This window comes from Aerococcus sp. UMB7834 (genome assembly GCF_030215145.1).
Taxonomy (GTDB): Bacteria; Bacillota; Bacilli; order Lactobacillales; family Aerococcaceae; genus Aerococcus.
Genome location: NZ_JASOLI010000002.1, coordinates 181,655 through 207,560 on the forward strand (window position 1 = coordinate 181,655; position 25,906 = coordinate 207,560).

Consider the following 25,906-nt stretch of genomic DNA (forward strand, 5'->3'; position numbering starts at 1 on the left):
CTCTCACACCCTTGCTAGTAGGGTTCGCAAGAGCAGCTTTGGCGTGCTTTCGCAAGTTGGGAACGTGCAAGCGTGGCTTGCCCTTATCCCAACTTACTCCAAGCATCCAAAGCTAAACGCTCTTGCTCACACCCTGTCTAGTCGGGTTCGGTCTGGCAGCTTTCCTGTCACTTCACAAGTCTCCGCCGCAGTCTTGCAGACTGCTCTGGTGACTTGTTCCAGTGAAGGAAAGCTAAGCGCCAGCCCTCACACCCTTGTTAGTTGGGTTCGGTCGCGCAGAAGTGGCTCCTCTTCACAAAATCCCTTCGAAGTCTTTCAGACTTCTTCGGTTTTTTGTTCCAGAGGTCCACTTCTACCCGCGCGCCCTCACACCCTATAGTAGGGTTCGCAAAGGCAGAAAGGGAGTGACTTCAGAAAAGTGGAACGACCGGCTAAAGCCGCTCTTATCCGCTTTTCCTCCAGTCATCCCTTTCTAGACGCCTTTGCTCACACCCTTGTTAGTTGGGTTCGCAGTTGCAGACTTGAAGTGACTTCACCCAATCGGAACGACCGGCTAAAGCCGTTCTTATCCGATTGGGCTCCAGTCATTCAAGTCTAGACGCAACTGCTCACACCCTTGTTTTACCCGGCGTAGTAGCCGTAGAGGGCCATGGCGGTGGCGAAGACGACGGAGCCGATGATGGCGATGAGGCCGATCCAGATTAAGATTTGGCCACGACGTTTTTTCTTCTTTTTGTTATTGTACATTTTAGATTTTGGCATGTGCTGTGGCATAAGAAACCTCGCTTTCTCTTGTAAGCTGTACGCTTTTTATTATAGCATAGGGATATATGAATTGCTTAAGGAATATTTTTTCACAAAAACTAAATATTATGGAGATGGAGTGTGAATGAGATGAGTGAAGAAGCAACACGTGTATTAATTATTGAAGATGAAAAGAATTTAGCCCGTTTCATTGAATTGGAGCTGAAATACGAGGGCTATGAAGTGGAAACTTGCTACAATGGCCGGACGGGACTCAAGGCCGCTCTTGAAGAAGACTGGGATATTATCCTGCTCGACCTCATGCTCCCAGAAATTAATGGGGTGGAAGTCTGCCGCCGCCTGCGCCATGAGAAGACGACACCAGTGATTATGATGACTGCCCGCGATTCTATTATTGACCGGGTGTCTGGTTTGGATCAGGGTGCCGATGACTATATTGTTAAACCTTTTGCGATTGAAGAACTCCTGGCACGGATGCGGGCCTTGCTTCGTCGCATCAATATTGCAGAGAGTGAATTCCAAGTGAAACAAACCAAGCTGACCTTTAAGGATATCACGGTCGAAAAAGAAAACCGGATTGTTCACCGGGGGGATGATATCATCGACTTGACCAAGCGGGAATACGAGCTCTTAGTCACTTTGATGGAGAATGTCAACGTCGTCCTCTCCCGCCAGGAATTACTCAATAAGGTCTGGAATTATGACACTGAGATTGAAACTAATGTTGTGGATGTTTATATCCGTTACTTGCGCAATAAGATTGACCGCAAAGACCAACCTTCTTATATTCAAACTGTGCGCGGAACAGGCTATGTGATGAGGACTGAACAATGAAATTAGATAATCAACCTGATAACCAAGAGAAGAAAAAGCGAATTTCACTTTTTTGGAAATGGGGGCTCTGCCTATCAGGGATTATCTGGCTCATTGCCATGCTGGTACCAATAGCGATTGTGATCTTGAGTCCGGGAGAATTAGTGGTCTCGCTCACTTTTATCGCTTTCTTCCTCCTCTTTGCTTCAGGGGTGGCAGGTTTCTTAACGGCGTCTTGGATGCTCCAGCCCATCCGCGATATTAAATTTACCCTGGATCGAATCTCCTTTAAGAGCATTGCCGATACCCGGGTGATCATCCGCGATAGTCAGGACGAGCTGACGGATATTTCCCTGGGGATTAACCAGCTCTTAGACCGGATGACCCATTATATCGACCAGCAGGTGCATTTTGTCGAGGATGCTTCTCACGAGCTGCGGACTCCAGTTGCGATTGTCCAGGGGCACTTAAAGATGCTCAACCGCTGGGGCAAGGATGATCCGGAAGTTTTACAGGAGTCCATCCAATCGGCCCTGAGTGAGATTGAGCGCATGCGCGTTTTGGTCCAAGAGATGCTCGACCTGTCGCGGGCTGGCCAAGTGGAGATTCACTACCAAGATGAGGCGGTTGATGCCGGTATGGTGGTGGAAGAGTCTTATGAGAACTTCAAGATGCTCCACCCTGACTTCACCTTCATCTTGAATAATGAGCTCTCTAAGCCTTATTATGTGGCCATTAACCGCCACCATTTAGAGCAGTGCCTCATTATCTTATTGGACAATGCAGTCAAGTATTCCACCGATACCCCCTTGATTCATATTACGGTATCTACGGATGTGATCCGCTATGTGGAAATCGCCATCCAGGACTTTGGCGAAGGGCTTTCTCAAGAAGACCAGGATAAGATCTTTAACCGCTTCTACCGGGTGGATAAGGCCCGGTCTAGGGAAAGAGGTGGCAATGGTCTCGGGCTTCCCATTGCCCGTCAGCTGATCGAGGGTTACAAGGGTCAGCTCTTCGTGGAATCTTCCTTGAATAGCGGCTCGGTCTTCCACATCCGCCTGCCCTTAGCTGAGGAAGTTGACGATAAGGTCCGGTCAGTGGAAGAAGACTCAGATGCAAATTAAAAAAATGCCTTAAAGCAGGACGAGTGTGCTGCTTTAAGGCATTTAATTTTGTTTTTGTGATAAGTGAGCATCCGTTCTTTTTTTGAATTTGGTCATTAAGTTACAGATGTTCAAGAATTGCTAGCGTCTACTTACGCTTTTGCTTGCCGGCATTCCGACCTTTTTTCGGACCCTTGTCAATTTGACGAGGGGCGTCGTCTTTGACGCTTTGGGTGACGTCTTTGGCTTGTGTGCTTGGACTAGTTTTCGCTTTAATTGGATTTTTCTTCATCTCTTCTTCAATACGGGCCGTGATGCGTGGCCGGTAGATGAGATTGGTGTAGAGCGATTGGAGAACACCCCAGAGCGCTGATACAATAAAGTAGAGGGTCAGACCAGCTGGTGCGCTGAAGACGATGAAGCCCATCATAATCGGCATCATAAACATCGACATCTTCATTTGAGCCCGTTGCTCTTCTGGAATACCTTGGAGAGAAACCCAAGATTGCAGGGCATAGAGGGCAATCGTAATGATGGCGAAGAGTAGGCTTGGTTCGCCTAGAGGAATGCCAAAGAAGGTGTAGGCCTTGATTTCAGGGCTGGTTCGGATTGCCGCATAGAGGCCAGAGAAGATCGGTAATTGAATAAGGAGAGGCAGGCAGCCTTTCATCCCGCCTAGCATGGAGATATTATTTTCTTTAAGAAATTCTTGCTGCTCCATGGCGAGGCGCATCCGCTCTTCGTCAGAGCTGGCATTCTTTTGCCGCTCTTGCATTTCTTTCATATAGGGCTGGAATTCTTTCATCCGGACCGAATGTTCCATAGTGGAGTTCAACTGGCGCATGGTGAGCGGTAGAAGAACCAGACGCACCAGGATGGTCATGGTAATGATGGCTAGGCCATAATTTCCATTAAAGATCTCAGCAAACCAGTTGAGTAAACGGTTGATCGGCATGGCGAACCAACGGAAGCCAAAGCCGTCCGGATTATTCGGGTTGGCACAGCCAGCTAGTAATAGGGTACTAGTTAGCGTCAGGGCAAGCAGTTTGGCCCGCTTGCCTGTCAATGATTTAAACAATATGTCACGTCCTTTAATCTTTGATAAAACTTACCCTATTATTCTATCGAAACTCGCTTATGATTTCAATAAAGCGTTTCAAAAGAATCTTTAAAGTCTAAGTCTTCCTCGGCTATCAGGTCGACTTGGTCAATCCGCGCATAGGGATTGGCTTCTTCGAGGGCTTGGAGAAAATCCTTTCGGGTCTGGGCATCTGCTTGGAGGACCAGGCTGACACTGCCATCTGCCTCGTTCTTAACCGAACCCCCTAAGTGCCACTGGCGGGCTAGTTGACTGCAGTGAAAACGGAAGCCGACCCCTTGGACCCGGCCGCTGATACGAAGTTTACTGGTTAACATCTTGCAACCTCCTTTCCTTAATCATAGCATGCTTTGCTGGGCTGGGGGAATAGCTAGTAAAGAAATCTAACTTGTGGGGAAATTATTCCTAGCCCATAAGCTGCGTAAAAGCTGAAAATTGTATATAATATAGAGTGTATAATCGTCGAATCGATTAGTCGAGAAAGGATGTTGTCGGAAGTCAATGGCAAAAAGAAGAAGGAAAAAAACAAAAAAACGTACATTTAAAAATGAAGCGGTTGCCCTTGGCATGCTTGTAGTGATTTTATTTGGCATTTTCCGCTTAGGCTTTGTCGGCCGGCTCATTGCCCAGGTTATGCGCTTATTGGTGGGCGAGCTTTACTTGCCGGTCTTTGTTGGCCTGACCTTGGCCATGGTCTGGCTGATTCTAACAGGCCAGGGCCCTAACTTGCGCAACCGTCTGTCCCAAGCCTGTCTCTGGCTATTGCCCCTGCTAGCACTGATCTTACATTCTTGGTATTTTTCAGCCTTTGCGGATCAGGGCCAGTCTCTGATTAATGTGACCTGGTCTTTAGCGGCGGAAGCCCTCCGCCAGGGGACCTTCAGCCAGAGTTTGGGTGGGGGCATGCTTGGGGCCTTGCTTTACACTGTCTCTTATTTTACTCTGGGCCAAGTGGGGACTTATGTTCTCATCTTTATCGCCGTCCTGGTCCTGCTCTGCTTTGTCATGAATATCTCCTGGCAGGAATTCTTGGAAGGCATCCAGATGCTCTGGACGGTCTTTTCAGATTGGTTCTCCAATTTCCTGGCAGATAGTAAGGAGAACTTGCAGAAGCAGTCAGAGAAGCGCCAGGCCAAGGCCAAGCAAAAGGCTAAGCAGTCTGAGCCCAAAGAAAAGAAGAACCGCATCCGACCTAAAAAAGAAAGGACTGACCAAGAGGCCCAGCCTGCGCCAAGAGAGCCGGTAGAAATCGTCGGCCTATCCTCTTCCCAGTCTTCAGGAGGGAGCCGGGCTAAGTCGAGTCCGAGTCAACAAGAAGCTCCTGCTCAAGCCGGCGCGCCTGCCCAAAATATTCCCTTAAAATTTGAATACGATGAGGAAGAAGAGGAGGACCATGAAGACCTGGCTGACATGAAAATGGAAGCCGAGGAAGAGAATCCTAATTATCGCCTGCCTCAGCCTGATCTCTTGAATGATCGCGAAGAAACGGACCAGTCCGGTGAATACAGTGTGATCCAACACAATATTGAGAAATTAGAGGAGACCTTCGAGAGCTTTAATGTCGATGCCAAGGTAGTCAAGGCTAACTTGGGACCAGCTGTGACCAAGTTTGAAATCCAGCCTGCTATCGGGACCAAGGTTAGCAAGATCACCAACCTAGCGGATGACATTGCCCTGGCCCTAGCAGCCAAGGATATTCGGATTGAAGCGCCGATTCCTGGCAAATCGGCCATTGGGATTGAGGTTCCTAACCAACAAGTCAGCCTGGTCGCCCTGCGTGATAGCTTGGAGAATGCTCCCAAGTCCCCCAAACTCTTGGAAGTTCCCCTGGGACGGAGTATTGCAGGCTCCATCCAGATGGCTGACCTGGCCAAGATGCCCCACTTGCTGGTAGCGGGCTCTACGGGATCGGGTAAATCGGTTTGTATTAACGGGATTATCATCTCGATCTTGATGAAGGCCAAACCTCATGAAGTTAAGTTAATGATGATCGATCCTAAGAAGGTGGAATTGAATGTCTACAACGGCATCCCCCATCTTTTAACCCCTGTTGTGACCAACCCTCGTAAGGCTGCCCAAGCCCTGAATAAGATTGTGGCAGAAATGGAAAGGCGCTATGAACTCTTTGCCGAAACGGGGGCTCGGAATATGAAGGGCTACAACCAACATATCCGTGAAAAGAACCGGGAAGAGGGAACGGACGATCCCTGCCTGCCCTATATCGTTGTCATCGTTGATGAATTGGCTGACTTGATGATGGTCGCCTCCAAGGAAGTGGAAGCTGCCATCATCCGTCTAGCTCAGATGGCCCGGGCAGCTGGTATCCATATGATCCTGGCCACCCAGAGACCTTCCGTTGACGTCATTACAGGGATCATCAAGGCTAATGTGCCTTCCCGGATCGCCTTTGCGGTCTCCAGTGGGACGGACTCGCGGACTATTATCGACCAGAATGGGGCCGAGAAGTTGCTAGGTCGCGGCGACATGCTCTTCATGCCGATGGGCGAGGGCAAGCCGATCCGTGTCCAAGGGGCCTTCATTGATGATGATGAAGTGGAACGCGTAGTTGATTTTGTGAAGTCCCAGCAAGAAGCAAATTATGTTGAAGCGATGATGCCCAGCGAAGCCAGTGAAGAGAATCCAGCTGATGAACTCGATGAGATCTGGTCTGACGCCATGGAATTTGTCAAGGGTCGGGATACAGTATCCACGTCCATGATGCAGCGCCGCTTCCGCATCGGCTACAACCGGGCCGCCCGTATCATTGATGATATGGAACAGCGGGGAATTATCGGACCGGCTAATGGATCTAAGCCACGGGTTGTCAACATTTCCGATAACAGCGATGAGCCTTCACAAGCAAATTAAAGGAGAATTGAGAGATGAATTTACCTAATAAATTAACGATATTTCGGATTTTACTGATTCCCGTCTTCCTGCTCTTAGTGGAATTACCCTTGGATTGGGGGACCTGGCATTTCTTAGGCAGTGCGATCGACCCCCATTTGTTTTTAGCGGCCTTGGTCTTTATCTTTGCTAGCTTTACTGATTGGTTGGACGGCTATATTGCTCGCCGCGACCACTTAGTCACTAATTTCGGTAAGTTTGCGGACCCCATCGCTGATAAAATGCTCGTCGCGACGGCCTTGATTGAATTGGTGACTCTAGGTAAGGCCCCAGGTTGGGTGGTCAGCCTGATTCTCATGCGGGAACTAGCTGTTTCTGGCCTGCGCTTGATCTTGGTACAAGAAGGGGAGGTCATGGCAGCTAAATTTATCGGCAAGGTTAAGACTATGACGCAAATGTTCGCTGTCATCTTCCTTTTGGTTGATGATGCGCCCTTTGGCTTCCTACCCTTCTCAATCGGTCAGGTCTTGCTCTACCTCGCCCTCTTCTTCACCCTCTATTCGGGCTTTGACTATTTCATTAAGAACAAAAAAGTATTTAGTGATGGCCTCTAAGGGCTCAGCATAGAAAAAAGAAAAGTGATTAGGTCAAGCTCCTAGTCACTTTTTTATCAGGCAAGGACTTTTGGCCCAAGCTTTTTTTAAAAATTTGTTAGAATAAAAGTGAATTTTGGAAAAAATGGTCTATATATGAATAAGGAGGAAAGAAATGAAAGCTGAAATTATTGCGATTGGGACGGAAATTCTTATGGGGCAAATCCTGAACACTAATGCCCAATTTTTGGCCCAACAACTGACAGAACTGGGGGTGGGGCACTATATCCAAACGGCTATCGGTGACAATCCCGACCGCCTAGCAGCGGTCACCAAGCAGGCAGAAGAGCGGTCTGATATAATTATTTATTCAGGCGGTATCGGGCCTACCCGAGATGATCTGACCAAGCAGGCCCTGTCTGCCTATCTCAATGAGCCCTTGGTCTATGATGAGGAGAATCTAGATCGGGTCCGCCAAGATTTTAGCCGGCGTAAAGCGACCATGTCGGACTTGAACCAACGCATGTCCCTCTATTTTAGCCGGGGGAAAAGTCTCAGAAATCCTGTGGGGCAAGCGGTGGGCACGGCCCTGGTCAAGGATGGTCGACTTTATATAGTCCTACCTGGCTTCCCTAAGGAGATGCGGGCCATGTTCCTTGAAGAGGGCAAGGCCTTAATCCAAGACTTTATAGCTGAAGATAGCCGGCAGGTACTGAGCTCGCGCTACTTGAATTATTATGGACTGGGGGAGTCCCAGCTAGCCGAAAGCTTAGATGACTTGATTCAAAGCCAGGAAAATCCCACCATCGGAACTTATTCTAAGCATAATGTTCTGACCCTGCGCTTGACGGCTAGTGGCTCGGATGAAGGGACGACCCAGGCCCTCTTAGATACTCTCGAAGAAACAATTAACGACCGCCTTGGGGCTTACTATTATGGCCAAGGCCTGGACTATATGCCCAGCCAGGCCCTGGTCCAGACCCTCAAGACCCAGCAAAAAACAGTCTCAGTTGCTGAAAGCCTAACGGGTGGGATGGCGGCAGCTGCTATTGTTGACTGCCCAGGCGCTTCAGAAATTTTTGAAGGGGGCGTCGTGACCTATAGCCTCCAAGCCAAGCGCGATGTCCTAGGTGTCTCCGCTGAAACATTGGACCAAGAAGGCATGGTTAGCCAGGCTTGCGCCAAGGAAATGGCAGAGAGGTGCCGCCAGCTCTTTCAGACGGACTATGCCTTGAGCTTTACGGGGGTTGCCGGTCCAGACCAGATGGAAGGCCAGGATGTCGGAACGGTCTTTATTGGCCTAGCCGGTCCCGCCGACTGCCAAGTCCACCGTCTGCACTTATCAGGCCAGCGTGAGAACATCCGCCGGTCAGCAGTCCATGCCGCTTGCCTGGCCCTTATCCAAAAATTAAATTAGAACAACTGTTCGCTTTTTGCTTGCTATTTGAGCAGAAGCCCGCTACAATATAGCTAGAGTAAATGTACGACAAGGAGGAAGTACTGTGAGTAAATCCAACAACGATTCCAACCGTCAAAAAGCCCTTGACGAAGCCCTCAAAAAAATTGAAAGAAATTTTGGTAAGGGTGCCATTATGAAGTTAGGTGACACGGCCGACCAAAGAATATCAACAGTACCGTCTGGGTCACTGACTCTCGATATCGCCTTAGGGGTCGGCGGTTATCCTCGGGGCCGGATTGTTGAAGTCTATGGTCCAGAATCTTCAGGTAAAACAACGGTGGCCCTTCATGCGGTCGCTGAAGTCCAAAAGCGGGGTGGCATTGCAGCCTTTATCGATGCGGAGAATGCCCTAGACCCTGAATATGCCAAACACTTAGGGGTCAATATTGATGAATTGCTCCTGTCTCAACCTGATACGGGTGAACAAGGCTTAGAAATTGCCGATGCCTTGATTTCATCAGGGGCCATCGACATTGTAGTTGTTGACTCCGTTGCTGCCCTAGTGCCCCGGGCCGAAATTGAAGGGGAGATGGGGGATGCCCATGTGGGTCTACAAGCCCGACTCATGTCGCAAGCCCTCCGTAAACTATCCGGGACTATTAACAAGACGAAGACCATTGCCATCTTTATCAACCAGATCCGTGAAAAGGTGGGCGTGATGTTCGGAAACCCTGAAACTACACCAGGTGGTCGGGCTCTGAAGTTCTATTCTACCGTCCGCTTAGAAGTTCGACGCGGTGAACAACTGAAAGCCGCAGGGGAAGTAATCGGTAACCGGACCAAGATTAAAATTGTCAAAAATAAGGTAGCCCCACCTTTCCGCGTGGCAGAGGTTGATATCATGTACGGCCAAGGAATTTCCCAAGCTGGCGAATTGGTTGACCTAGCCGCTGACTTGGATATCATTCAAAAATCAGGCTCTTGGTATTCCTACGGGGATGACCGGATCGGCCAAGGTCGCGAAAATGCCAAGAACTTCTTGAAGGAAAATCCGGATATTTTCCAAGCGGTGGACCAACAAGTCCGTGCCCATTATGGCTTTGGCGGTGAAGCCGCTGAGTCTGACTCAGAAGAAGCCACTGGGCAAGCTGCTTTAGACGTGGACGAGAAGGAAGACAATAAGGAATAGGGCCAGAGCTGAAGACCTCTTAGTCCTTCAGTAGCAACAATTAACCGCACTGCCAAAGATTAAGAATAAGCGTTCGTAAATCATAATTTTTACAAAGAGACTGGGAGTTTTCCTAGTCTTTTTTGTGCTTAGTCATTGGTCTAAATTGAGGGGCCTTTAAAGAACAATTGACAGATTAGAAACAAAAATATACAATATATAATAGGTGTAAAAGTTTTTACACTGAGTAAAAATATTTAAAGTATTTAAGACTACAATTAAATAGAAACGGAGGTGAACTATGCAGTTTACAGGAATAGCCTTCGTTATCGTTGCTTTAATTGTTGGCCTTTTAGTCGGGAACTATGTTGGGGACAAGCGTCGCCAGGAACGGATGGAAGCCGAACTCGCTGAAGCTGAACGTTCAGCCCAGGATATTATCAACCGTGCCGAGCGTGATGCCAAATCTCAATATAAAGAAATGATTGTTGAAGCGAAGGAAGAAGCCCAAACTTATCGAACCGAAGCTGAGAAAGATTTAAAAGCTGATCGTGATGAACTTAAACAACGTGAAAACCGTTTGAACCAGCGGGAAGAAAGCATGACCCGCCGCGAAAACACGCTAGATAATAAAGAAGATCAGCTCAACTCCAAAGAACAATCCTTGCGTGACCGCATGACCAATCTTGAAGAAAAAGAAGCCCATGCGGACCAATTGATCCAAAAACGTGAAGAAGAAGTTCAAAGAGTATCGGGTTTAAGCCAAGAAGATGCGAAAAACTTGATTTTATCTGAAACAGAACGTGAATTGAGTAATGAAGTTGCGATTAAAATTCGTGATGCTGAACAAGAAATTCGTGAAAAAGCTGATAAAATCGCTAAATCGATTATCCTTCAAGCCATTGAAACGAGTGGGGCGGACACTGTATCTGAAAGTTCAGTGACAGTTGTCCACTTACCTAATGACGATATGAAGGGCCGGATTATCGGTAAAGAAGGGCGGAACATTAAGACGCTAGAATCCTTAACGGGGATTGACTTAATTGTCGATGATACCCCTGAAGCTGTCGTCTTGAGTGGTTTCGACCCGGTGCGCCGAGAAATTGCTAAGATCGCGCTCGATGCCTTGATCGCAGATGGTCGGATTCACCCGGCCCGGATTGAGGAAGCAGTGGAAAAGGCACGCAAAGAAATGGATACCCGTATCCGTACCATTGGGGAGGATACCGTCTTCGACCTCGGCATCCATGATATGCATCCGGACCTGATTAAGCTCGTTGGTCGCTTGAATTATCGGACCAGTTATGGCCAAAGTGTCTTGGGCCACAGTATCGAAGTGGCTAAGTTAGCGGGTACTCTGGCTGGTGAATTAGGCTTAGATGAAGCCTGCGCCAAACGTGCCGGTCTCTTGCATGATATCGGCAAGGCCGTGGATCATGAAATTGAAGGGACCCACGTTGAAATTGGTGTCGAATTGGCCCAACGCTACCATGAAAACGACCTCGTGATCAATGCGATTGCAAGCCACCATGGGGATGTAGAAGCCATTTCACCAATTTCAGTGCTTGTCGCAGTTGCCGATGCGCTATCTGCTGCACGTCCAGGTGCCCGGTCAGAATCGCTTGAAAATTATATCCAACGCCTACGCAGCTTGGAAGACATTGCCAACCGTGCCGACGGTGTCAGCAAGTCTTATGCGATTCAAGCGGGACGTGAGATCCGCGTCATGGTCCAACCTGACCAGGTAGATGACCTTGAAGCAGTGAAACTCTCGCATGACTTAGCCAAGCAAATCGAAAAAGAACTTGACTATCCAGGTCAAATTAAAGTAACGGTAATCCGTGAAAAACGTGCTGTCGACTATGCACGTTAAGTCGTATTACCCCTTATAATTTGCAGCAAAAAGAGCTTGGGAATTTCCAAGCTCTTTTTGCTATCTTTACTTGCTCCAGTGAAGGAAAGCTAAACGCTCTTGCTCTCACCCTTTAGCCCTCTGCTTCTTCCATTTCGGCGGCGAGGTTGTCGTAGTCGATGTCGTTTTCCATAAATTCTGTATAGTCTGTCGCGAAGTGCTGCTCTAGGCTATCGATGGTTTGGATTTGGACCTTGGCGTCGGTCACTATGTAGTCCAGAATATGGCCCCCAAATTTACGGTCATCACTAATAAAGTGGCAGTGGAAGCCGCCCTTGGCTACGCCATCGTAGAGGTGGGGCGTATAGATGCCGACTGCCGTCCCCATGATATCGTATTGTTCGAATTCAGGTTGGACCCGGGTGGCTTCAACTAAGCGCGGATAGGGTTTCTCTTGCTTTGGTACCGCCCGGGTATGGACATAATCGAAGTGCCCGTCAATCCGAATCACTGAGAAGACATTCTTGCTTTGGACCATCTGTCCAATCTCAGAACGCATTTTTTTCAGGGTCGTGGGCCGCTTGATTTCTTCAAAGCGGTCTGGTTTGAAGAAGGTGACGGCAGCATAGGGGCTGGTCAATTCAGACTCGACCTCTACGACCTGGCCGGAAGCTTGAATTTGATAAGCTTGGCCGTCGACCATGATAAACTCCCCGTCGAAGGCGTGGAAGGTGCCGAGACCGGTATCGCCATGGTCAAGGAGCTCACCGAAACGGATACTGCCATCAAAGAACCCCGCCATCAAATCGCCTAAGCTTTGGTGTTGAAATAATTTAGACATATAGACTCCTTTCATTAAATGGGACGAAAGCCAGAGAAAACTAGTTTTTTGTAGCCTAAGAAGCGAAAGAGTCCAATCTCCCAGTCGCCCCGGTCAGAGAGACGGACAGATCGGTGCAGGAAGATCCTTACCGGCCCGGCTTGGTAGCTCTGATAGTTCTCCGGATGGTCGGGCTGTCCGCACTTGACCTCAGGCTCAAAATTACTGGCTTCACAGCAAGAATTGAATACAGACTGGGGGTATTCCACCCGTAAAGCATGGACCCCCTCAGCTTTTAAATAGTCTTGAGCTGCCTTGGAAATCATCGCAACCTCCTTTTATTATCCTTAGTTATTTAAGCTTATTTTAGCACAAGGGATGAAGGCAGAGCAAAAAACATAGAGGGTTTAAAGTTCAATAAATTTTCTTTAGCCGATGGACGGTCAAGTGGAGTTTTTTTGATCTTATGTTAGAATAAAAGTGCAGTAGATAAAATGTTAAAAATTTAAGTAATTAGATCTTCTTGAGAAACGTAGAGGAGAAGTGGTTAAATTGCTAGACCGTCTACTATTCGTATTATATGTGATGTTTGTATCTTTCGTAACGCTAGCATGGTTCTATTTCTGCAAACATCTAACCTTAAGAGGCTTTTGGTCAAGCTTCTTTAAGATAAAAGATGGCAATGATGAAGATCAAGATGATTAGTTGATTTTGTTTCCTTTAGATAGAAATAATCAAATGAGATGGATGAATAGAAAACAAGCAGCCTGGCAGATTGACCTGCTGGGCTGCTTGTTTTTATAGAGAGAAAGCTAGCGAATAAGTCTTTATTCCTTCCATTAGTTCATTAATTGAAAAAATAAGACACAGCTCGATGGGCGCTTCTGGCTTATTGAGTTGACTTGCTTTATGATGTAATTATAAAAATAAAGCCAAGGAGCTGACAACATGTATACTGAGGATTATTTGAAGGATTTACTTGTTAGACTGGCCTATCATTCGAGTGCGATAGAGGGGAATACCATTTCTTTACCAGAAACCGTATCAATTATCGTCGAAAATGCCTTACCCAACCAATCCAAGAGCATCCGAGAATTTTATGAGATAGAAAACCATAAGCAAGCCTTTGCCTATTTGTTAGAAGCTCTAGATAATGATGAAACACTGAGCGTTTCCATGGTCAAAAAGATTCACGCTCTATTAACTGACCGCTTACAGCATGATCGGGGCCAGTTCAAAAGCTCCCAGAATGCCATTGTGGGAGCTGAGTTTAAGACAGCTTCACCGCAAGAGACGCCGCTGTTAGTGAGTCAATGGGTAGACAATATCCTTTATCGTTTGGAAAAGCAAGAAGAAGTTTTAACTGTCTTAGCAGATTCCCATATTACTTTTGAACGTATCCATCCCTTTAGTGATGGCAATGGACGTACGGGCCGATTAATCTTATTATTTTTAGCGATGAAATATTTAAAGACGCCAGTTATTATTAACCAAGAGGCTCGCGCTAAGTATATTGAATATTTGGCCAATCAAGATACAGCGAATCTAACCCTTATGCTAGAGGAATCCTATCAGTATGAGAAAGAACGAATGATGCAATTCTAATAACAGTTAGCTAGTCTCTAGAATTTTATAATAGAAAAAGCGCTCAGATACTTGAACGCTTTTTCACTTTCTATTTTTTAATCTAGTTTTGCTATGGAGGACTTTTGGCCATAATTTTATTCCTCGTGTAATCTCTCAAGTAAGAGTCCGAAGAATTTTATTTGCCAGGGTCATAGTTCTTCCCCTCATGCTATGATATCAACTTTTAAGGCCTTTATGATAGCTTTAAAACGTTAAAAAGGAGACGAAGGGATTCGAACCCTCGTGCCGGTAGTCACCGACAAGTTGATTTCGAGTCAACCGCGTTATGACCTCTTCGCTACGTCTCCATAGAATAAGTACAAGAATTATCTTAACGCTAATCGGCTAAAAATTCAAGTGGAAATCGGCATGCATCTGGAAAATAAGGCAGCGGCCAGAAAATCTTCCCCGCCTGCCTAGGCGGTCTTGAGAGATTTGTGTTAAAATGGGGAGATGAATCGTTCGGCCAAGCTCATTCTCGCTTGGAAAGCCTAGGATAGATAAAGATACGAGCAAAGGAGTGCATGATGGTTCAAAAGACTAAGAAAACCCCAATGATGGAGCAGTATGATGCCATGAAGGCTAAGTATCCAGATGCTTTTCTCTTTTTTAGGTTGGGGGACTTTTATGAATTATTTAATGATGATGCCTTGAAAGCGGCCCAGTTGTTAGAGATTACCTTGACCAGCCGCAATAAGAATGCAGAGAACCCCATTCCTATGTGCGGGGTGCCCTACCATGCGGCGGGGGATTATATTCGCCAGCTGATTCGTTTAGGTTATAAGGTGGCCATTGCTGAGCAGATGGAGGACCCCAAGCAAGCCAAGGGGATGGTGCGCCGGGAAGTGATCCGCTTGATTACGCCTGGAACCTACCTGGAAGAAGGCAGCCAGCAGACTAATAATTACATCTGTGCCTTGGTTAAAGCAAAATCAGGCTATGCCTTAGCTCACAGTGATCTAGGGACTGGGGAGTTGCAGGTGACCCAGCTTGGGAGCTTGGAATCCCTCTTAACGGAGTTTGCCCAGCTTCAGCCTAGTGAGTTAGTGGTAGAAACAGAGCTTGAAGAGGATTTCTTAGACAAGTTCAAGCGCCTAGCTGACTTCACGCTTTCGGTTTACAAGCCGGACCCAGCAGTCATTGAAGGCCAGGACCATCTCTTGGCGGACATAGAAGCAGCAGATGAGCGGGCAGCTTTGACCCTGCTTTTGGCCTATGTGCAAGCTACGCAGTTCCAGATGGTGGACCACTGGCAGGAGGCTGAGCACTATGAGGTGGACCACTACCTGCATTTGGACCACTATGCCAAGCGTAACTTGGAACTGACGGAGTCGATTCGGACCCGTCAGCAGGCTAATAGTCTCTTGGCCTTCCTTAATCAGACCCGGACCGCTATGGGGAGCCGGCTCTTGCGTCAGTGGCTCGACCGTCCTTTGATTATCGCGGCTGATATTGAGCGCCGGCAGAATTGTGTGGCTGATCTCATGGACCAATATTTCGTTCGTTTAGAGATCCAGGAGCAATTGAAAGGGGTCTATGACTTGGAACGCCTGGTGGCTAAGATTTCCATGGGCAGTGTCAATGCCCGGGAACTTCTCCAGCTCAAGCAGTCTCTAGCCAAGGTGCCAGCTATTGTCCATAATCTTCAAATCCTATTAGGAGAGGATGAAAGTCGCCAGGCTCACTGGCAGCCAGTCTTAGAGACTTTGACGGCCCTACCGGAAGTGGTTGACCTGATTGACCGAGCCATTGATCCCAACGCCAATGTGCAGGTTACAGAAGGTGATATCATTCGTGATGGCTTCAATGACCAGCTCGACCACTACCGGGAGGCCATGCGCCACGGCAAGGCCTGGATTGCCCAGCTCCAGGCGGACGAGCGTGAGCGGACAGGGATCAAGTCGCTCAAGCTGGGTTATAATAAGGTTTTTGGCTACTATATTGAGGTTACTAAGGCCAACCTCCACCTTCTTGATGATTTGGAGGAGAATAACTATGAGCGTAAACAAACTCTAGCCAATGCTGAACGTTTTATTACTCCTGAACTTAAAGAAATGGAAAGAACCCTTTTAGAAGCGGAAGACAAGTCCATCGACTTGGAATATCAACTTTTTATCCAGGTCCGGGACCAGGTCAAGGCCTATAAGCAAGACTTGCAGGCCTTAGCCAAGTCAGTAGCTAGCCTAGACGTCTTGCAGAGCTTTGCCCAGATCAGTGAGGACCATCAATTTGTCCGTCCCGAAATTTCTCTAGACGACCGGAATTTAGAGATTATTGACAGCCGCCATCCGGTCGTGGAAGCGGTGATCGGCAAGGACCAATTCGTTCCCAATTCCATTGAAATGGACGACAAAACCAATGTCTTACTGATCACAGGCCCCAATATGTCCGGGAAGTCAACCTATATGCGCCAATTAGCCCTGATTGTGATTATGGCACAGATGGGCTGCTATGTTCCCGCCAAATCGGCCAAGATGCCGATTTTTGACCAAATCTTCACCCGGATTGGGGCAGCTGATGACCTGATTTCAGGCCAGTCGACCTTTATGGTGGAGATGTTGGAAGCCAACCAGGCCATCCAATATGCGACCGACCGCAGCCTCTTGCTCTTTGATGAGATCGGCCGGGGAACTTCGACTTATGATGGGATTGCCTTGGCCCAGGCCATCTTAGAATACCTCCATGACCACTTAGGGGCCAAGCTCCTATTCTCTACTCACTACCATGAACTGACCAGCTTAGAGGACTCTTTGCCCGGGCTCCGCAATATCCACGTGGGGGCTAGTGAGAAAGATGGGGAACTGGTCTTCCTCCACAAGATTTTCCCTGGTCCAGCTGATCGCAGCTACGGGATCCATGTGGCGAAGCTGGCGGGCATGCCAAAAAGTCTCCTAGCCAATGCCGACCGGATCTTGAAAGACCTCCAAGCGAGCCACGGGGAGGATCAAGGGGGACAGTTGAGTCTCTTTAGTGTGGCAGAAACCAGTCCCCAAGCTGAAGATCCGACAGCGACCTGGGTCATGGACCAATTGGACCAGTTGAATCTAAACGATACCACTCCTATGCAGGCCTTTGAGCTCTTACGCAAGCTAGTAGCTAAAGTGGAAGGAGGGGATTAAGCATGGCGATCCAACTCTTACCCAGCCAAGTGGCGGACCAGATTGCAGCGGGCGAGGTGGTGGAACGGCCCGCTTCCGTTGTGAAGGAACTGCTGGAAAATGCCATCGATGGCCAGGCCCAGGAGATTGAAATCCGAGTGGAAGAGGGAGGACTCCGCAGCATCCAGGTGATTGACGATGGTATCGGCATCGCTTCTGATGAGGTGGAGTTAGCTTTTAAGCGCCATGCCACCTCTAAGATCCACCAGAGTCAGGACTTGTTCCGGATTCATTCGCTCGGCTTTCGTGGGGAGGCCCTGCCGAGTATTGCATCAGTTTCTGAAATGACCTTGGAGACTTCAGATGGCCAGACGGGGACCTGGATCTACTTGCAGGCCGGTGAGCTGGTGGACCGGCGCGACAGCCATCTCCGCCAGGGGACCTCGGTTCTAGTGGAGAATCTGTTCTACAATACGCCAGCGCGCTTGAAGTATATCAAGAGCCTGCCAACCGAGCTCTCCCATATTTCCAATATTATTAACCGCCAGGCACTGGGCCATCCCCAGATTCGTTTTCGTTATTTTAATGAGGACAAGCTGGTCTTTGAGAGTAATGGCAAGGGCCGGCTCCAAGAAGTTTTGGCGGCTGTTTATGGCTTTAAGCAGGCCCGGGAGATGTACCCGATCGAAGCCGAGAGTTTGGACTTCAAGTTGACAGGCTATGTGTCCCCACCGACCTTGACGCGGGCCAGCAAGAACTATATCTCCCTCTACCTGAACGGCCGCTATATCCGCAATTATAAGTTAAGTCAAGCGGTCATCGATGGTTACCGGGAGAAGTTAATGATTGGCCGCTACCCAATCGCTGTCCTCCATATCGAGGCCGATCCCCAGCTCCTGGATGTCAATGTCCACCCCACTAAGATGGAGGTGCGGATCTCTAAGGAAGACGTCCTCTATGATCTGATCAAAGAGAGCCTGGACCATATCTTCCAACCCCTCCAGCGGATACCTGAGGCCAACCAACCCCTCCAGTATACCGAAGAAGCCAATCCAGAGCCCTTCCGCTTAGAAGAAAGCTATGAGCAGGGCCACTTGCCCTTGTCCAGCCCTCGCCCTCAATCGCCATCAAGGAGAGAAAGCCAGCTAAGCGAGCTGGTTTCCTCAACAAATGACCCTTGGGAAGAAGCGGGAAGGTCAAGTGGAAATGCTAGCCTTGATTCAGAAGCTAGCCCAAGTCAGGCTCAGCCGGTTTCTTCAGAGACGATCCAGCCTTCAATCGAGGAGCGCCAGCACAAGCACAGTGAAAAAGAAGTCTGGCGGGATGTGGACCGGATTACATCTATTGATGCCAAGCAGGTCGACCAGTCCCCGCGCTTTCCTGACCTGGACTATATCGGTCAATTGCACGGGACCTACCTCTTAGCTTCAGACGACACAGGCATGTACCTACTGGACCAGCATGCCATGCAGGAGCGGATTAAATATGAATACTACCGGGACCATATCGGAACTTACGGGACCGCTATGCAGGAATTGCTGATCCCCGAACTTTTTGAATTTACCCAGGATGAAATGCTTGAGATCCAGCCCCTCCTGCCCAAATTAAAGGAGATGCAGCTTGACTTTGAACTCTTTGGCAGCCAAACCCTGCAATTATCTGCCCATCCCACTTGGATTCGGTCTGACCAAGTCCATGAGACGGTAGAGGAATTGATCCAACTGGCCCTGAACGATAAGTCAGCCAGTGTGAGTAAGTTCCGCCAGGCGACAGCCATCATGATGAGTTGCAAGCTCTCGATTAAGGCCAACCACTACTTGTCTGATGACCAAGCTAAGCAACTGATTGCTGACCTGAGCCAGTGCCAGAATCCTTTTAACTGCGCTCATGGTCGGCCAGTCCTAATCCACTATTCGACTTATGAGATCGAGCGTTTGTTTAAACGGATCCAGGATAGCCATTAGTCCCGGGCACAAATGTTCGCATTCGGCAAGCTTTATGTTAGAATGAAAGTGACAAAACCTTAAAGGAGTGACTGAAATGGACCAAGCCAATAAAGAAGCACGTTTGAAAGAATTAGATGATATCCAATACCGGGTGACTCAAGAAAGTGGGACTGAAGCACCTTTTTCAGGGAAGTATGATGACCATTATGATAAGGGGATCTATGTGGATATTGTTGATGGGAGCCCGCTCTTTGCCTCAACGACTAAATTTAATGCGGGGTGTGGTTGGCCTTCCTTCTCTAAGCCGCTCTTTGACGACCAAATTAAGGAAAATACCGACACCAGCCACGGCATGGTGCGAACCGAAGTGCGGAGCCAAGCCGCAGATTCTCACCTCGGCCATGTCTTTAATGATGGGCCAAAAGACCAAGGCGGTTTGCGCTACTGCATCAATTCCGCAGCCTTAGACTTCATCCCTTATGAAGAGATGGACGAAAAAGATTACGGCGACTATAAGAAATTTGTAGAATAGGAGCATTCCGTCATGTATGCTTATTTTAAAGGAAAGATAACCAGCATCTTACCGAATGCGATTATCATTGAAGTGAATGGGATTGGTTACCAAGTGATTATGGCCAATCCCTATCGCTTTTCTAGCCAAGTGGGGCAGGAAGCAAGGATCTGGCTCTACCAATCAGTCAGTCAAGATAGTATCCGTCTCTATGGTTTTAGCGATGAAGCGGAGAAGGACTTATTCCTGCATCTGATTTCGGTCTCAGGGATTGGACCTAGGAGTGCCTTGTCTATCCTCAGCTTGGGCGACCACGAAGGCTTAATCCGGGCCATTGACCAGGCAGATAGTCAATTCTTGACCAAGTTTCCTGGTGTCGGCAAGAAGACGGCCCAGCAGATTATCCTCGACTTGCAGGGTAAACTAACGAGTGATGTTGAAGATAAAGCGGCATCCCAAGCCGCTTCGACGAGACCCTCCCATCCCATTGCCCAAGAACTGGAAGAGGCCCTGGACAGTTTGGGTTATTCCCAGCGCGATATCCGGCGTGTGGTCAAGCAGATGGACTTTGACCAAGTGGCGACTACTTCGGACGCTATCCGTCAAGCCCTGCGCTTGATGACTGCCCGCTAGTTGATTCAGGACAAGGAAATTTGAAAGGAGGCCTGCAGTGGCAGAGCGTATACTAGATGAGAATAACCAAGGCCTAGGGGAGGAGAAGTTTGAAGGCTCGCTCCGTCCCCAGTACTTAAGGGAGTATATTGGGCAGTCTGCTCTCAAAAAGGAGCTAGCTGTCTATATCCAAGCTTGCCAGGCCCGTGATGAATCCTTAGACCATGTCCTCCTATACGGCCCACCTGGCTTGGGGAAGACGACCCTGGCTTATGTCTTAGCCAATGAACTCGGGGTAGGGGTCCACACGACCAGCGGCCCAGCGATTGAGAAGACAGGGGACTTACTCGTCTTACTCAATGAGATGGCACCGGGGGATATTCTCTTTATTGATGAGATCCACCGCTTGCCCCGGGTGGTGGAAGAGATGCTCTATTCGGCGATGGAAGACTTCCGGGTGGATATTATTGTGGGTCAGGATACCGAAGCCCACGCTATCCAGTTCGACCTGCCCCCCTTCACCTTACTGGGGGCCACCACACGGGCAGGGGCCTTATCAGCGCCTCTGCGCGATCGTTTCGGTATTGTCAAACAGTTGCGCTACTACAGTCCTGACGAGCTCAATGCCATTGTTCAGCGGACCAGCCAGGTGCTCAATAGTCCCATCGATGACCAGGCCAGTTATGAAATTGCCTTGCGCTCGCGCGGGACGCCACGGATTGCCAACCGTTTGTTGAAGCGGGTCCGGGACTTTGCCCAGGTCTTCAATGAGGACCAACGCATTGACCTGGCTATTACCCAGAAGGCCTTGGATATTTTGGAAGTGGATGCCAAGGGACTGGACGCTGTTGACCGAAAGATCTTGGAAACCATGATTTTTTACTACCAAGGCGGCCCGGTCGGCTTGTCGACAATTGCTGCTAATATTGCCGAAGACCCCCTCACCATCGAAGATATGTATGAACCCTACCTGATCCAAAATGGCTTTCTCCAACGGACGCCTCGGGGACGGATCGTCACCTCCCTAGCCTATAGCCATTTAGGGATCAACCCAGAAGAAAGCAAGTGAAAAAAGGAAGCGAATGGAATGACATTAAAAACTTCAGACTATGACTATGACCTACCCGAAGAACTGATTGCCCAGACCCCAAGCAAGGACCGGTTAAACTGCCGGCTTTTGACCCTCGATGCCCAGACTGGCCACTATGCAGACCATATGTTTGCTGACTTGCTCGATATCTTGGAAGCTGGAGATGTGCTCGTCCTCAATGACACCCGGGTCCTCCCTGCCCGGCTCTTGGGCACCAAGGAAGAAACCGGCGGCCATGCCGAGCTCTTATTGCTAAATAACTTGGAGGGGGACCGCTGGGAAGTTCTCGCCAAACCAGCCCGCCGCCTGAAGACAGGGACCATTATCCAATTTGGAGACGGCCAGCTAAGGGCTAAGGTGGTGAAGGAATTAGACCACGGGGGACGAGAAATTGAATTTCTTTATGAGGGCATTTTTATGGAAATTCTGGAAGCCCTGGGAGAGATGCCCCTGCCTCCTTATATCAAGGAGCACTTGGATGACCCGGACCGCTATCAGACGGTCTACGCCAAGGAGAATGGGTCAGCAGCGGCGCCTACAGCCGGTCTGCATTTTACCGAAGACTTCCTAGACCAGGTCCAAGCTAAGGGCGTTGACCTGGCCTATCTGACCCTCCATGTGGGCCTAGGTACCTTCCGCCCTGTGAGTGCCGATGATTTAACTGACCATGAGATGCATTCGGAATTCTACCGTTTGGACGAAAATAATGCCCAGAAGATCAAGACTGCTAAAGCAGCGGGCAAGCGGGTCGTTGCGGTGGGCACCACCTGTATCCGTACTTTAGAGACCATTGCTCAAAAATTTGAAGGTCAGCTGCAAGCAGACTCAGGTTGGACCTCTATTTTTATTTACCCAGGTTTTGATTTCAAAGTGGTTGACGCTATTATTACCAACTTCCACCTGCCCAAGTCGACCTTAGTGATGTTAGTTAGTGCCTTTGCCGGCCGCCAGCATGTCCTGGCAGCCTATAAGCACGCAGTGGAAGCCTCTTACCGCTTCTTTAGCTTCGGGGACGCTATGTATATCCAAGGTCCCCAATACCGTGAAGACGATTAACTTGTGACCATACGGGGAAAGGAGAGAGCTTATGTTTGCCCCCTTGCATGTCAATAGCGCCTATACCTTACTCAAGAGCCCCATATCCCTAGCTGACTATGTGGCTTTTGGCAAAAAATTGGGCTACCAGGCACTAGGCTTGGCCGATGTCAATGTCCTGTACGGCGCCTGTGAATTCTACGACCTCTGCCAGGAAGCGGGGATTAAGGCCCTGATTGGTTTATCCCTCCAGCTCCCTTCTGAATTTATGGGCCAGGACTTTGAAGAATATGTGGTCTATGCGCGCAACCAGGCAGGCTACCAGGTCCTCATGAGCTTGTCTACCCTGGTTAAAACCGGGCGTTACGCAGAGACTCTAGACCTATTAAAAAAGGAGAATGATGACCTCCTGGTAGTCCTATCCGCCGTTTATGGCCCCCATATGGCAAGGATTAAAGAGAATCAAGACGCAGAAGCTCTGGCCTGGTGCCAGGGCTTTAAAGCGCATTTTAAGGCAGATAATCTTTATATTGGGCTGAGTGCCCAGGCCTTTGACCGCTACCACTTGGATAGCATTAAAGCGCTGAGCCAGAAGACTGGCTTAGACCTCCTTGCCTTGCCCTATGTTGCCTACTTAGAGACGGAGGACTCTTTCTACAAGCAAGTCCTAGCAGCTATCGATCAGAACCAGCCGCTAGACGATATTGAAGCTAGCCGGGAGGGACGGGGCCCTCACTTTCTAAGGTCGCCGGCAGATTGGCGGGCTGAATACGCTGAAATCGGATTAGCGGAGGCGGTGGACCGTCTGTCTGACTTAGTCGCTGATCTGAATGTAGAGATGGTCTACCACAAGGAACTCTTGCCGCGCTTTCCCCTGGATGAGGGGGAGGATGCCCAGACTTACTTAGCCCAACAGGCAGCCCAAGGTTTGGCCGAACGCGTGGGCGACCAGGCAAATTTTAAAGCTTACCAGGAGCGTTTGACCTATGAACTCCAAGTGATTCACCGGATGGGTTTTGATGATTATTTCTTGATCGTTTGGGATATTATGCGCTATGCCCGGGCCTCTAAGATTACTGTAGGGCCAGGCCGGGGGTCAGCAGCAGGCTCCTTGGTCGCCTATGCCCTCTTCATTACCCATGTCGATCCGATTGAAAACGACCTACTCTTTGAGCGCTTTCTCAATCCGGAGCGCCACAGCATGCCCGATATCGACTTGGATTTTCCCGACAACCGCCGCCAGGATATCCTCCACTATGTCTTTGAAAAATATGGGGCCGACCATGTGGCCCAGATTGCTACCTTCGGAACTTTTGCTGCCCGCAAGGCCTTGCGCGATGTGGGCTCAGCCCTAGGTAAGAGCCAAACCGAAATCAGCACTTGGGCCAATCAAATTGAGGGGCAAATCAGCTTGCGTGAGGCTTATCAAGGATCCAAAGACTTCCAGCGTTTGCTAGAGGAAACGGAAGATGGCAAGCTCTGGCTCCAGGCGGCACTCAAACTGGAAGGCTTGCCCCGCCATGTCTCAACCCATGCGGCAGGGGTCCTGATTAGCGACCGGCCCCTGGTGGCAGATATTCCCCTCCAGCAGAACGCCAACAATGAAATCTTACTCTCTCAATTCACCATGGGCGAAGTCGAGCGGATTGGCCTCTTGAAGATTGACTTCTTAGGTCTTATCAACTTGAGCATCCTCCACGATGTCAAGGAAGCCGCTGAGAAATTAGGCTATAAGGACTTAGACCAAAAATTGGCTCAAAAGGATGATCCGGAGGTCTACCAGCTCTTCCAGCGGGCTGAGACCCTGGGCGTCTTCCAGTTTGAATCGGATGGTATTCGCAATGTCCTGCGCCAAGTGAGTCCCGAATCCATGGAAGACCTGGCAGCCGTCAATGCCCTCTTCCGGCCGGGACCAATGAAGCAGATCAACCACTTTGCCCGACGCAAGCACGGTCAGGAAGCCATCAGTTATCCCCATGAGGACCTTGCCCCGATCTTGGAAGCGACATACGGGGTCATGGTCTACCAAGAACAAGTCATGCAGGTGGCCCAAAAGATTGCTGGCTTTAGCCTCGGTCAGGCTGATATTCTGCGCCGGGCCATGGGCAAGAAGCAGCAGGAAGTTTTAGATGGCCTCCATGATCAATTCATCACGGGAGCTATCGACCAGGGCTATGAGGCAGGCTTGGCCGAAGAGGTCTACCACTATATCGATGCCTTCGCCAATTATGGCTTCAACCGGTCCCATGCCTTTGCCTATTCTTACTTGGCCTATGACTTGGCCTGGTTCAAGGTCCATTGCCCGGCTGCCTTTTACTACGGCAATCTTCGCCACACCAGCATCCATGACGTCAAGGGTAAGCAGCTCTTAACGGAGGCCCGATCAGCTGGCATTCAAATTGACCTGCCCAGTGTCAATCAGTCCTTCATGCCCTTGGACCTGGTCGACCAGTCGACCCTCCGCCTGGGTCTATCCAATATCAAGACCCTGAGCCGGCCGGTGAGTCGGAGCATTATTTCAGAGCGCCAGTACGGAGGTGCCTATAAGGATCTTATGGATTTTGTCAGCCGCTTGGACCAAGCAGCCGCCCGGGAAAAGGTGCTGACCGCTCTGGCCTTATCCGGCGCCCTGGATGACTTTAACTATAACCGCCGGACTCTAGTTGAAGATGCCCTGCCTAAGTTGCTGGACCACCGCAAACTTTTTGGTCAGCAGAGCCAACAGAGCCAGCTAGACCTGGGCATGGCCAATGACTACCAGTCCCTCTTCGCTCCGGTCATTGAAGAATACGAAGAGTACAAGGATTCCGAACTGATCCAACAAGAAATTGACTACCTAGGCCTCTGTCTGAGTGTCGATCCCTATGCAGCCTGGAAGGACTTCTACCAAACAGGCCAGCTCCAGGCCATTAGCGATCTCAAACCAGGCCAGGGAGTTCAGGTTATCGGTGAAGTCGTCCATGTCAAACGGATCCAAACGAAGAAGGGACAACCCATGGCCTTCCTGGAAGTCCAAGATGCCACGGGGACGGTTAACTTAACCGCCTTTCCCCAGACCTATATCCGCTATGCCGCCTTCTTGCGGGATAAGCAGAAACTGGCCGTGCGCGGGAAGACTGAAGAGCGGCGCGACCAACTCCAAATCCTAGTCGACCAAGTTTATCCCCTGGACCAAGCCCACTACCAGCAGCTCAAAGACCAAGCCATTAAGCAGGGCAGGGCGGGGGCCTTCCACATCGAAGTTGCCAACCAAGCAGCAGCTTCCCAGAAGAAAGCAGACTTGCTGGCCCTTGTCCAAGACCAACCTGGCATCACGCCCCTCCACTTTATCTTCAAAGAAGAGGGCAGCCAGTACTGGTTGGCTTCTCAATTTGCGCTCGCTCATACGCCCCAGGTCCTCCAAGCCCTAAAGGATATTTATGGGGAAAAACATGTCATTCTCAGCTAACAAGTTCGTGAAAAAATTACAAATGGGGCGACATTCTTTGAAAAAAATGTTAAGATAAAATTGTATGAATTAATTTTT

Annotated in this window: 20 protein-coding genes and 1 tRNA gene; 15 read left to right on the forward strand and 6 right to left on the reverse strand. The window is 49.2% G+C overall.

All coding sequences use genetic code 11. The annotated features are described in order from the left end of the window. Positions 1 to 621 precede the first annotated feature (621 nt). Positions 622 to 774, reverse strand: a complete 153-nt coding sequence (locus QP339_RS02425) for a MerR family transcriptional regulator (protein WP_141744581.1) — start codon at positions 772 to 774, stop codon at positions 622 to 624. Between the two features lie 120 nt (positions 775 to 894). Here QP339_RS02425 and QP339_RS02430 point away from each other — a divergent pair, with 120 nt between their 5' ends. Beyond that, positions 895 to 1,599 (forward strand): response regulator transcription factor, encoded by a 705-nt coding sequence (locus QP339_RS02430; RefSeq protein WP_067972011.1) that lies wholly within the window; start codon positions 895 to 897, stop codon positions 1,597 to 1,599. Beyond that, positions 1,596 to 2,705, forward strand: coding sequence for a sensor histidine kinase (locus QP339_RS02435; RefSeq protein WP_070617780.1), 1,110 nt, complete (start codon positions 1,596 to 1,598; stop codon positions 2,703 to 2,705). Before QP339_RS02430 ends, QP339_RS02435 begins: the two co-directional genes overlap by 4 nt. Positions 2,706 to 2,832: 127 nt before the next feature. Here QP339_RS02435 and yidC read toward each other — a convergent pair whose 3' ends face one another. Further along, positions 2,833 to 3,762, reverse strand: coding sequence for a membrane protein insertase YidC (gene yidC / locus QP339_RS02440; protein ID WP_284910273.1), 930 nt, complete (start codon positions 3,760 to 3,762; stop codon positions 2,833 to 2,835). A gap of 65 nt (positions 3,763 to 3,827) precedes the next feature. Beyond that, positions 3,828 to 4,100: an acylphosphatase gene (locus QP339_RS02445; RefSeq protein ID WP_284910274.1), complete on the reverse strand. Its 273-nt coding sequence runs from the start codon at positions 4,098 to 4,100 to the stop codon at positions 3,828 to 3,830. A 184-nt stretch (positions 4,101 to 4,284) separates the two neighbouring features. Here QP339_RS02445 and QP339_RS02450 point away from each other — a divergent pair, with 184 nt between their 5' ends. The 5 genes from QP339_RS02450 to rny all read left to right on the forward strand — a co-directional run bounded on the left by QP339_RS02450 (position 4,285) and on the right by rny (position 11,663). Then, positions 4,285 to 6,651, forward strand: a complete 2,367-nt coding sequence (locus tag QP339_RS02450) for a DNA translocase FtsK (RefSeq protein WP_284910275.1) — start codon at positions 4,285 to 4,287, stop codon at positions 6,649 to 6,651. A 14-nt stretch (positions 6,652 to 6,665) separates the two neighbouring features. After that, on the forward strand, positions 6,666 to 7,244 hold the full coding sequence (gene pgsA / locus QP339_RS02455) for a CDP-diacylglycerol--glycerol-3-phosphate 3-phosphatidyltransferase (RefSeq protein WP_284910276.1): 579 nt from the start codon (positions 6,666 to 6,668) through the stop codon (positions 7,242 to 7,244). 154 nt (positions 7,245 to 7,398) lie between these two features. After that, entirely contained in the window at positions 7,399 to 8,640 is a 1,242-nt protein-coding gene (locus QP339_RS02460; protein WP_284910277.1) for a competence/damage-inducible protein A, read from the forward strand. Positions 8,641 to 8,725: 85 nt separating this feature from the next. Further along, positions 8,726 to 9,811 carry a recombinase RecA gene (gene recA / locus QP339_RS02465; protein WP_070617796.1) on the forward strand — a complete coding sequence of 362 codons (1,086 nt, stop codon included), beginning with the start codon at positions 8,726 to 8,728 and terminating at the stop codon, positions 9,809 to 9,811. A 280-nt stretch (positions 9,812 to 10,091) separates the two neighbouring features. After that, positions 10,092 to 11,663, forward strand: a complete 1,572-nt coding sequence (gene rny, locus QP339_RS02470; RefSeq protein ID WP_502869642.1) for a ribonuclease Y — start codon at positions 10,092 to 10,094, stop codon at positions 11,661 to 11,663. Between the two features lie 112 nt (positions 11,664 to 11,775). On the opposite strand, the gene budA is transcribed toward rny, so the two are convergent. Together budA and QP339_RS02480 are read right to left on the reverse strand one after the other, a co-directional pair. Continuing rightward, positions 11,776 to 12,483: an acetolactate decarboxylase gene (gene budA / locus QP339_RS02475; RefSeq protein ID WP_284910278.1), complete on the reverse strand. Its 708-nt coding sequence runs from the start codon at positions 12,481 to 12,483 to the stop codon at positions 11,776 to 11,778. Positions 12,484 to 12,497: 14 nt separating this feature from the next. Then, complete coding sequence (locus QP339_RS02480; protein WP_284910279.1) at positions 12,498 to 12,788, reverse strand: CC/Se motif family (seleno)protein; 291 nt, start codon at positions 12,786 to 12,788, stop codon at positions 12,498 to 12,500. A 622-nt stretch (positions 12,789 to 13,410) separates the two neighbouring features. On the opposite strand from QP339_RS02480, the gene QP339_RS02485 reads away from it, so the two are divergent. Continuing rightward, positions 13,411 to 14,067, forward strand: coding sequence for a Fic family protein (locus tag QP339_RS02485; protein WP_284910280.1), 657 nt, complete (start codon positions 13,411 to 13,413; stop codon positions 14,065 to 14,067). A gap of 239 nt (positions 14,068 to 14,306) precedes the next feature. On the opposite strand, the gene QP339_RS02490 is transcribed toward QP339_RS02485, so the two are convergent. Beyond that, positions 14,307 to 14,396, reverse strand: a tRNA-Ser gene (locus QP339_RS02490). Positions 14,397 to 14,615: 219 nt separating this feature from the next. On the opposite strand from QP339_RS02490, the gene mutS reads away from it, so the two are divergent. The 7 genes from mutS to QP339_RS02525 all read left to right on the forward strand — a co-directional run bounded on the left by mutS (position 14,616) and on the right by QP339_RS02525 (position 25,828). Next, positions 14,616 to 17,207 (forward strand): DNA mismatch repair protein MutS, encoded by a 2,592-nt coding sequence (mutS, locus tag QP339_RS02495; protein WP_284910281.1) that lies wholly within the window; start codon positions 14,616 to 14,618, stop codon positions 17,205 to 17,207. Between the two features lie 2 nt (positions 17,208 to 17,209). Continuing rightward, positions 17,210 to 19,150: a DNA mismatch repair endonuclease MutL gene (mutL, locus tag QP339_RS02500; protein ID WP_284910282.1), complete on the forward strand. Its 1,941-nt coding sequence runs from the start codon at positions 17,210 to 17,212 to the stop codon at positions 19,148 to 19,150. A 76-nt stretch (positions 19,151 to 19,226) separates the two neighbouring features. After that, a complete protein-coding gene (gene msrB, locus QP339_RS02505) occupies positions 19,227 to 19,664 on the forward strand; it encodes a peptide-methionine (R)-S-oxide reductase MsrB (protein ID WP_284910283.1) in 438 nt (145 codons plus the stop codon). Positions 19,665 to 19,676: 12 nt separating this feature from the next. Next, positions 19,677 to 20,276, forward strand: coding sequence for a Holliday junction branch migration protein RuvA (ruvA, locus tag QP339_RS02510; protein WP_284910284.1), 600 nt, complete (start codon positions 19,677 to 19,679; stop codon positions 20,274 to 20,276). Positions 20,277 to 20,313: 37 nt separating this feature from the next. Continuing rightward, positions 20,314 to 21,324, forward strand: coding sequence for a Holliday junction branch migration DNA helicase RuvB (ruvB, locus tag QP339_RS02515; protein ID WP_284910285.1), 1,011 nt, complete (start codon positions 20,314 to 20,316; stop codon positions 21,322 to 21,324). Positions 21,325 to 21,342: 18 nt separating this feature from the next. Beyond that, the gene (gene queA / locus QP339_RS02520; RefSeq protein WP_284910286.1) at positions 21,343 to 22,401 is read left to right on the forward strand and encodes a tRNA preQ1(34) S-adenosylmethionine ribosyltransferase-isomerase QueA; all 1,059 of its coding nucleotides are present in this window, start codon (positions 21,343 to 21,345) and stop codon (positions 22,399 to 22,401) included. A gap of 31 nt (positions 22,402 to 22,432) precedes the next feature. After that, positions 22,433 to 25,828, forward strand: coding sequence for a DNA polymerase III subunit alpha (locus QP339_RS02525; protein WP_284910287.1), 3,396 nt, complete (start codon positions 22,433 to 22,435; stop codon positions 25,826 to 25,828). The last annotated feature ends 78 nt before the right edge of the window (positions 25,829 to 25,906 follow it).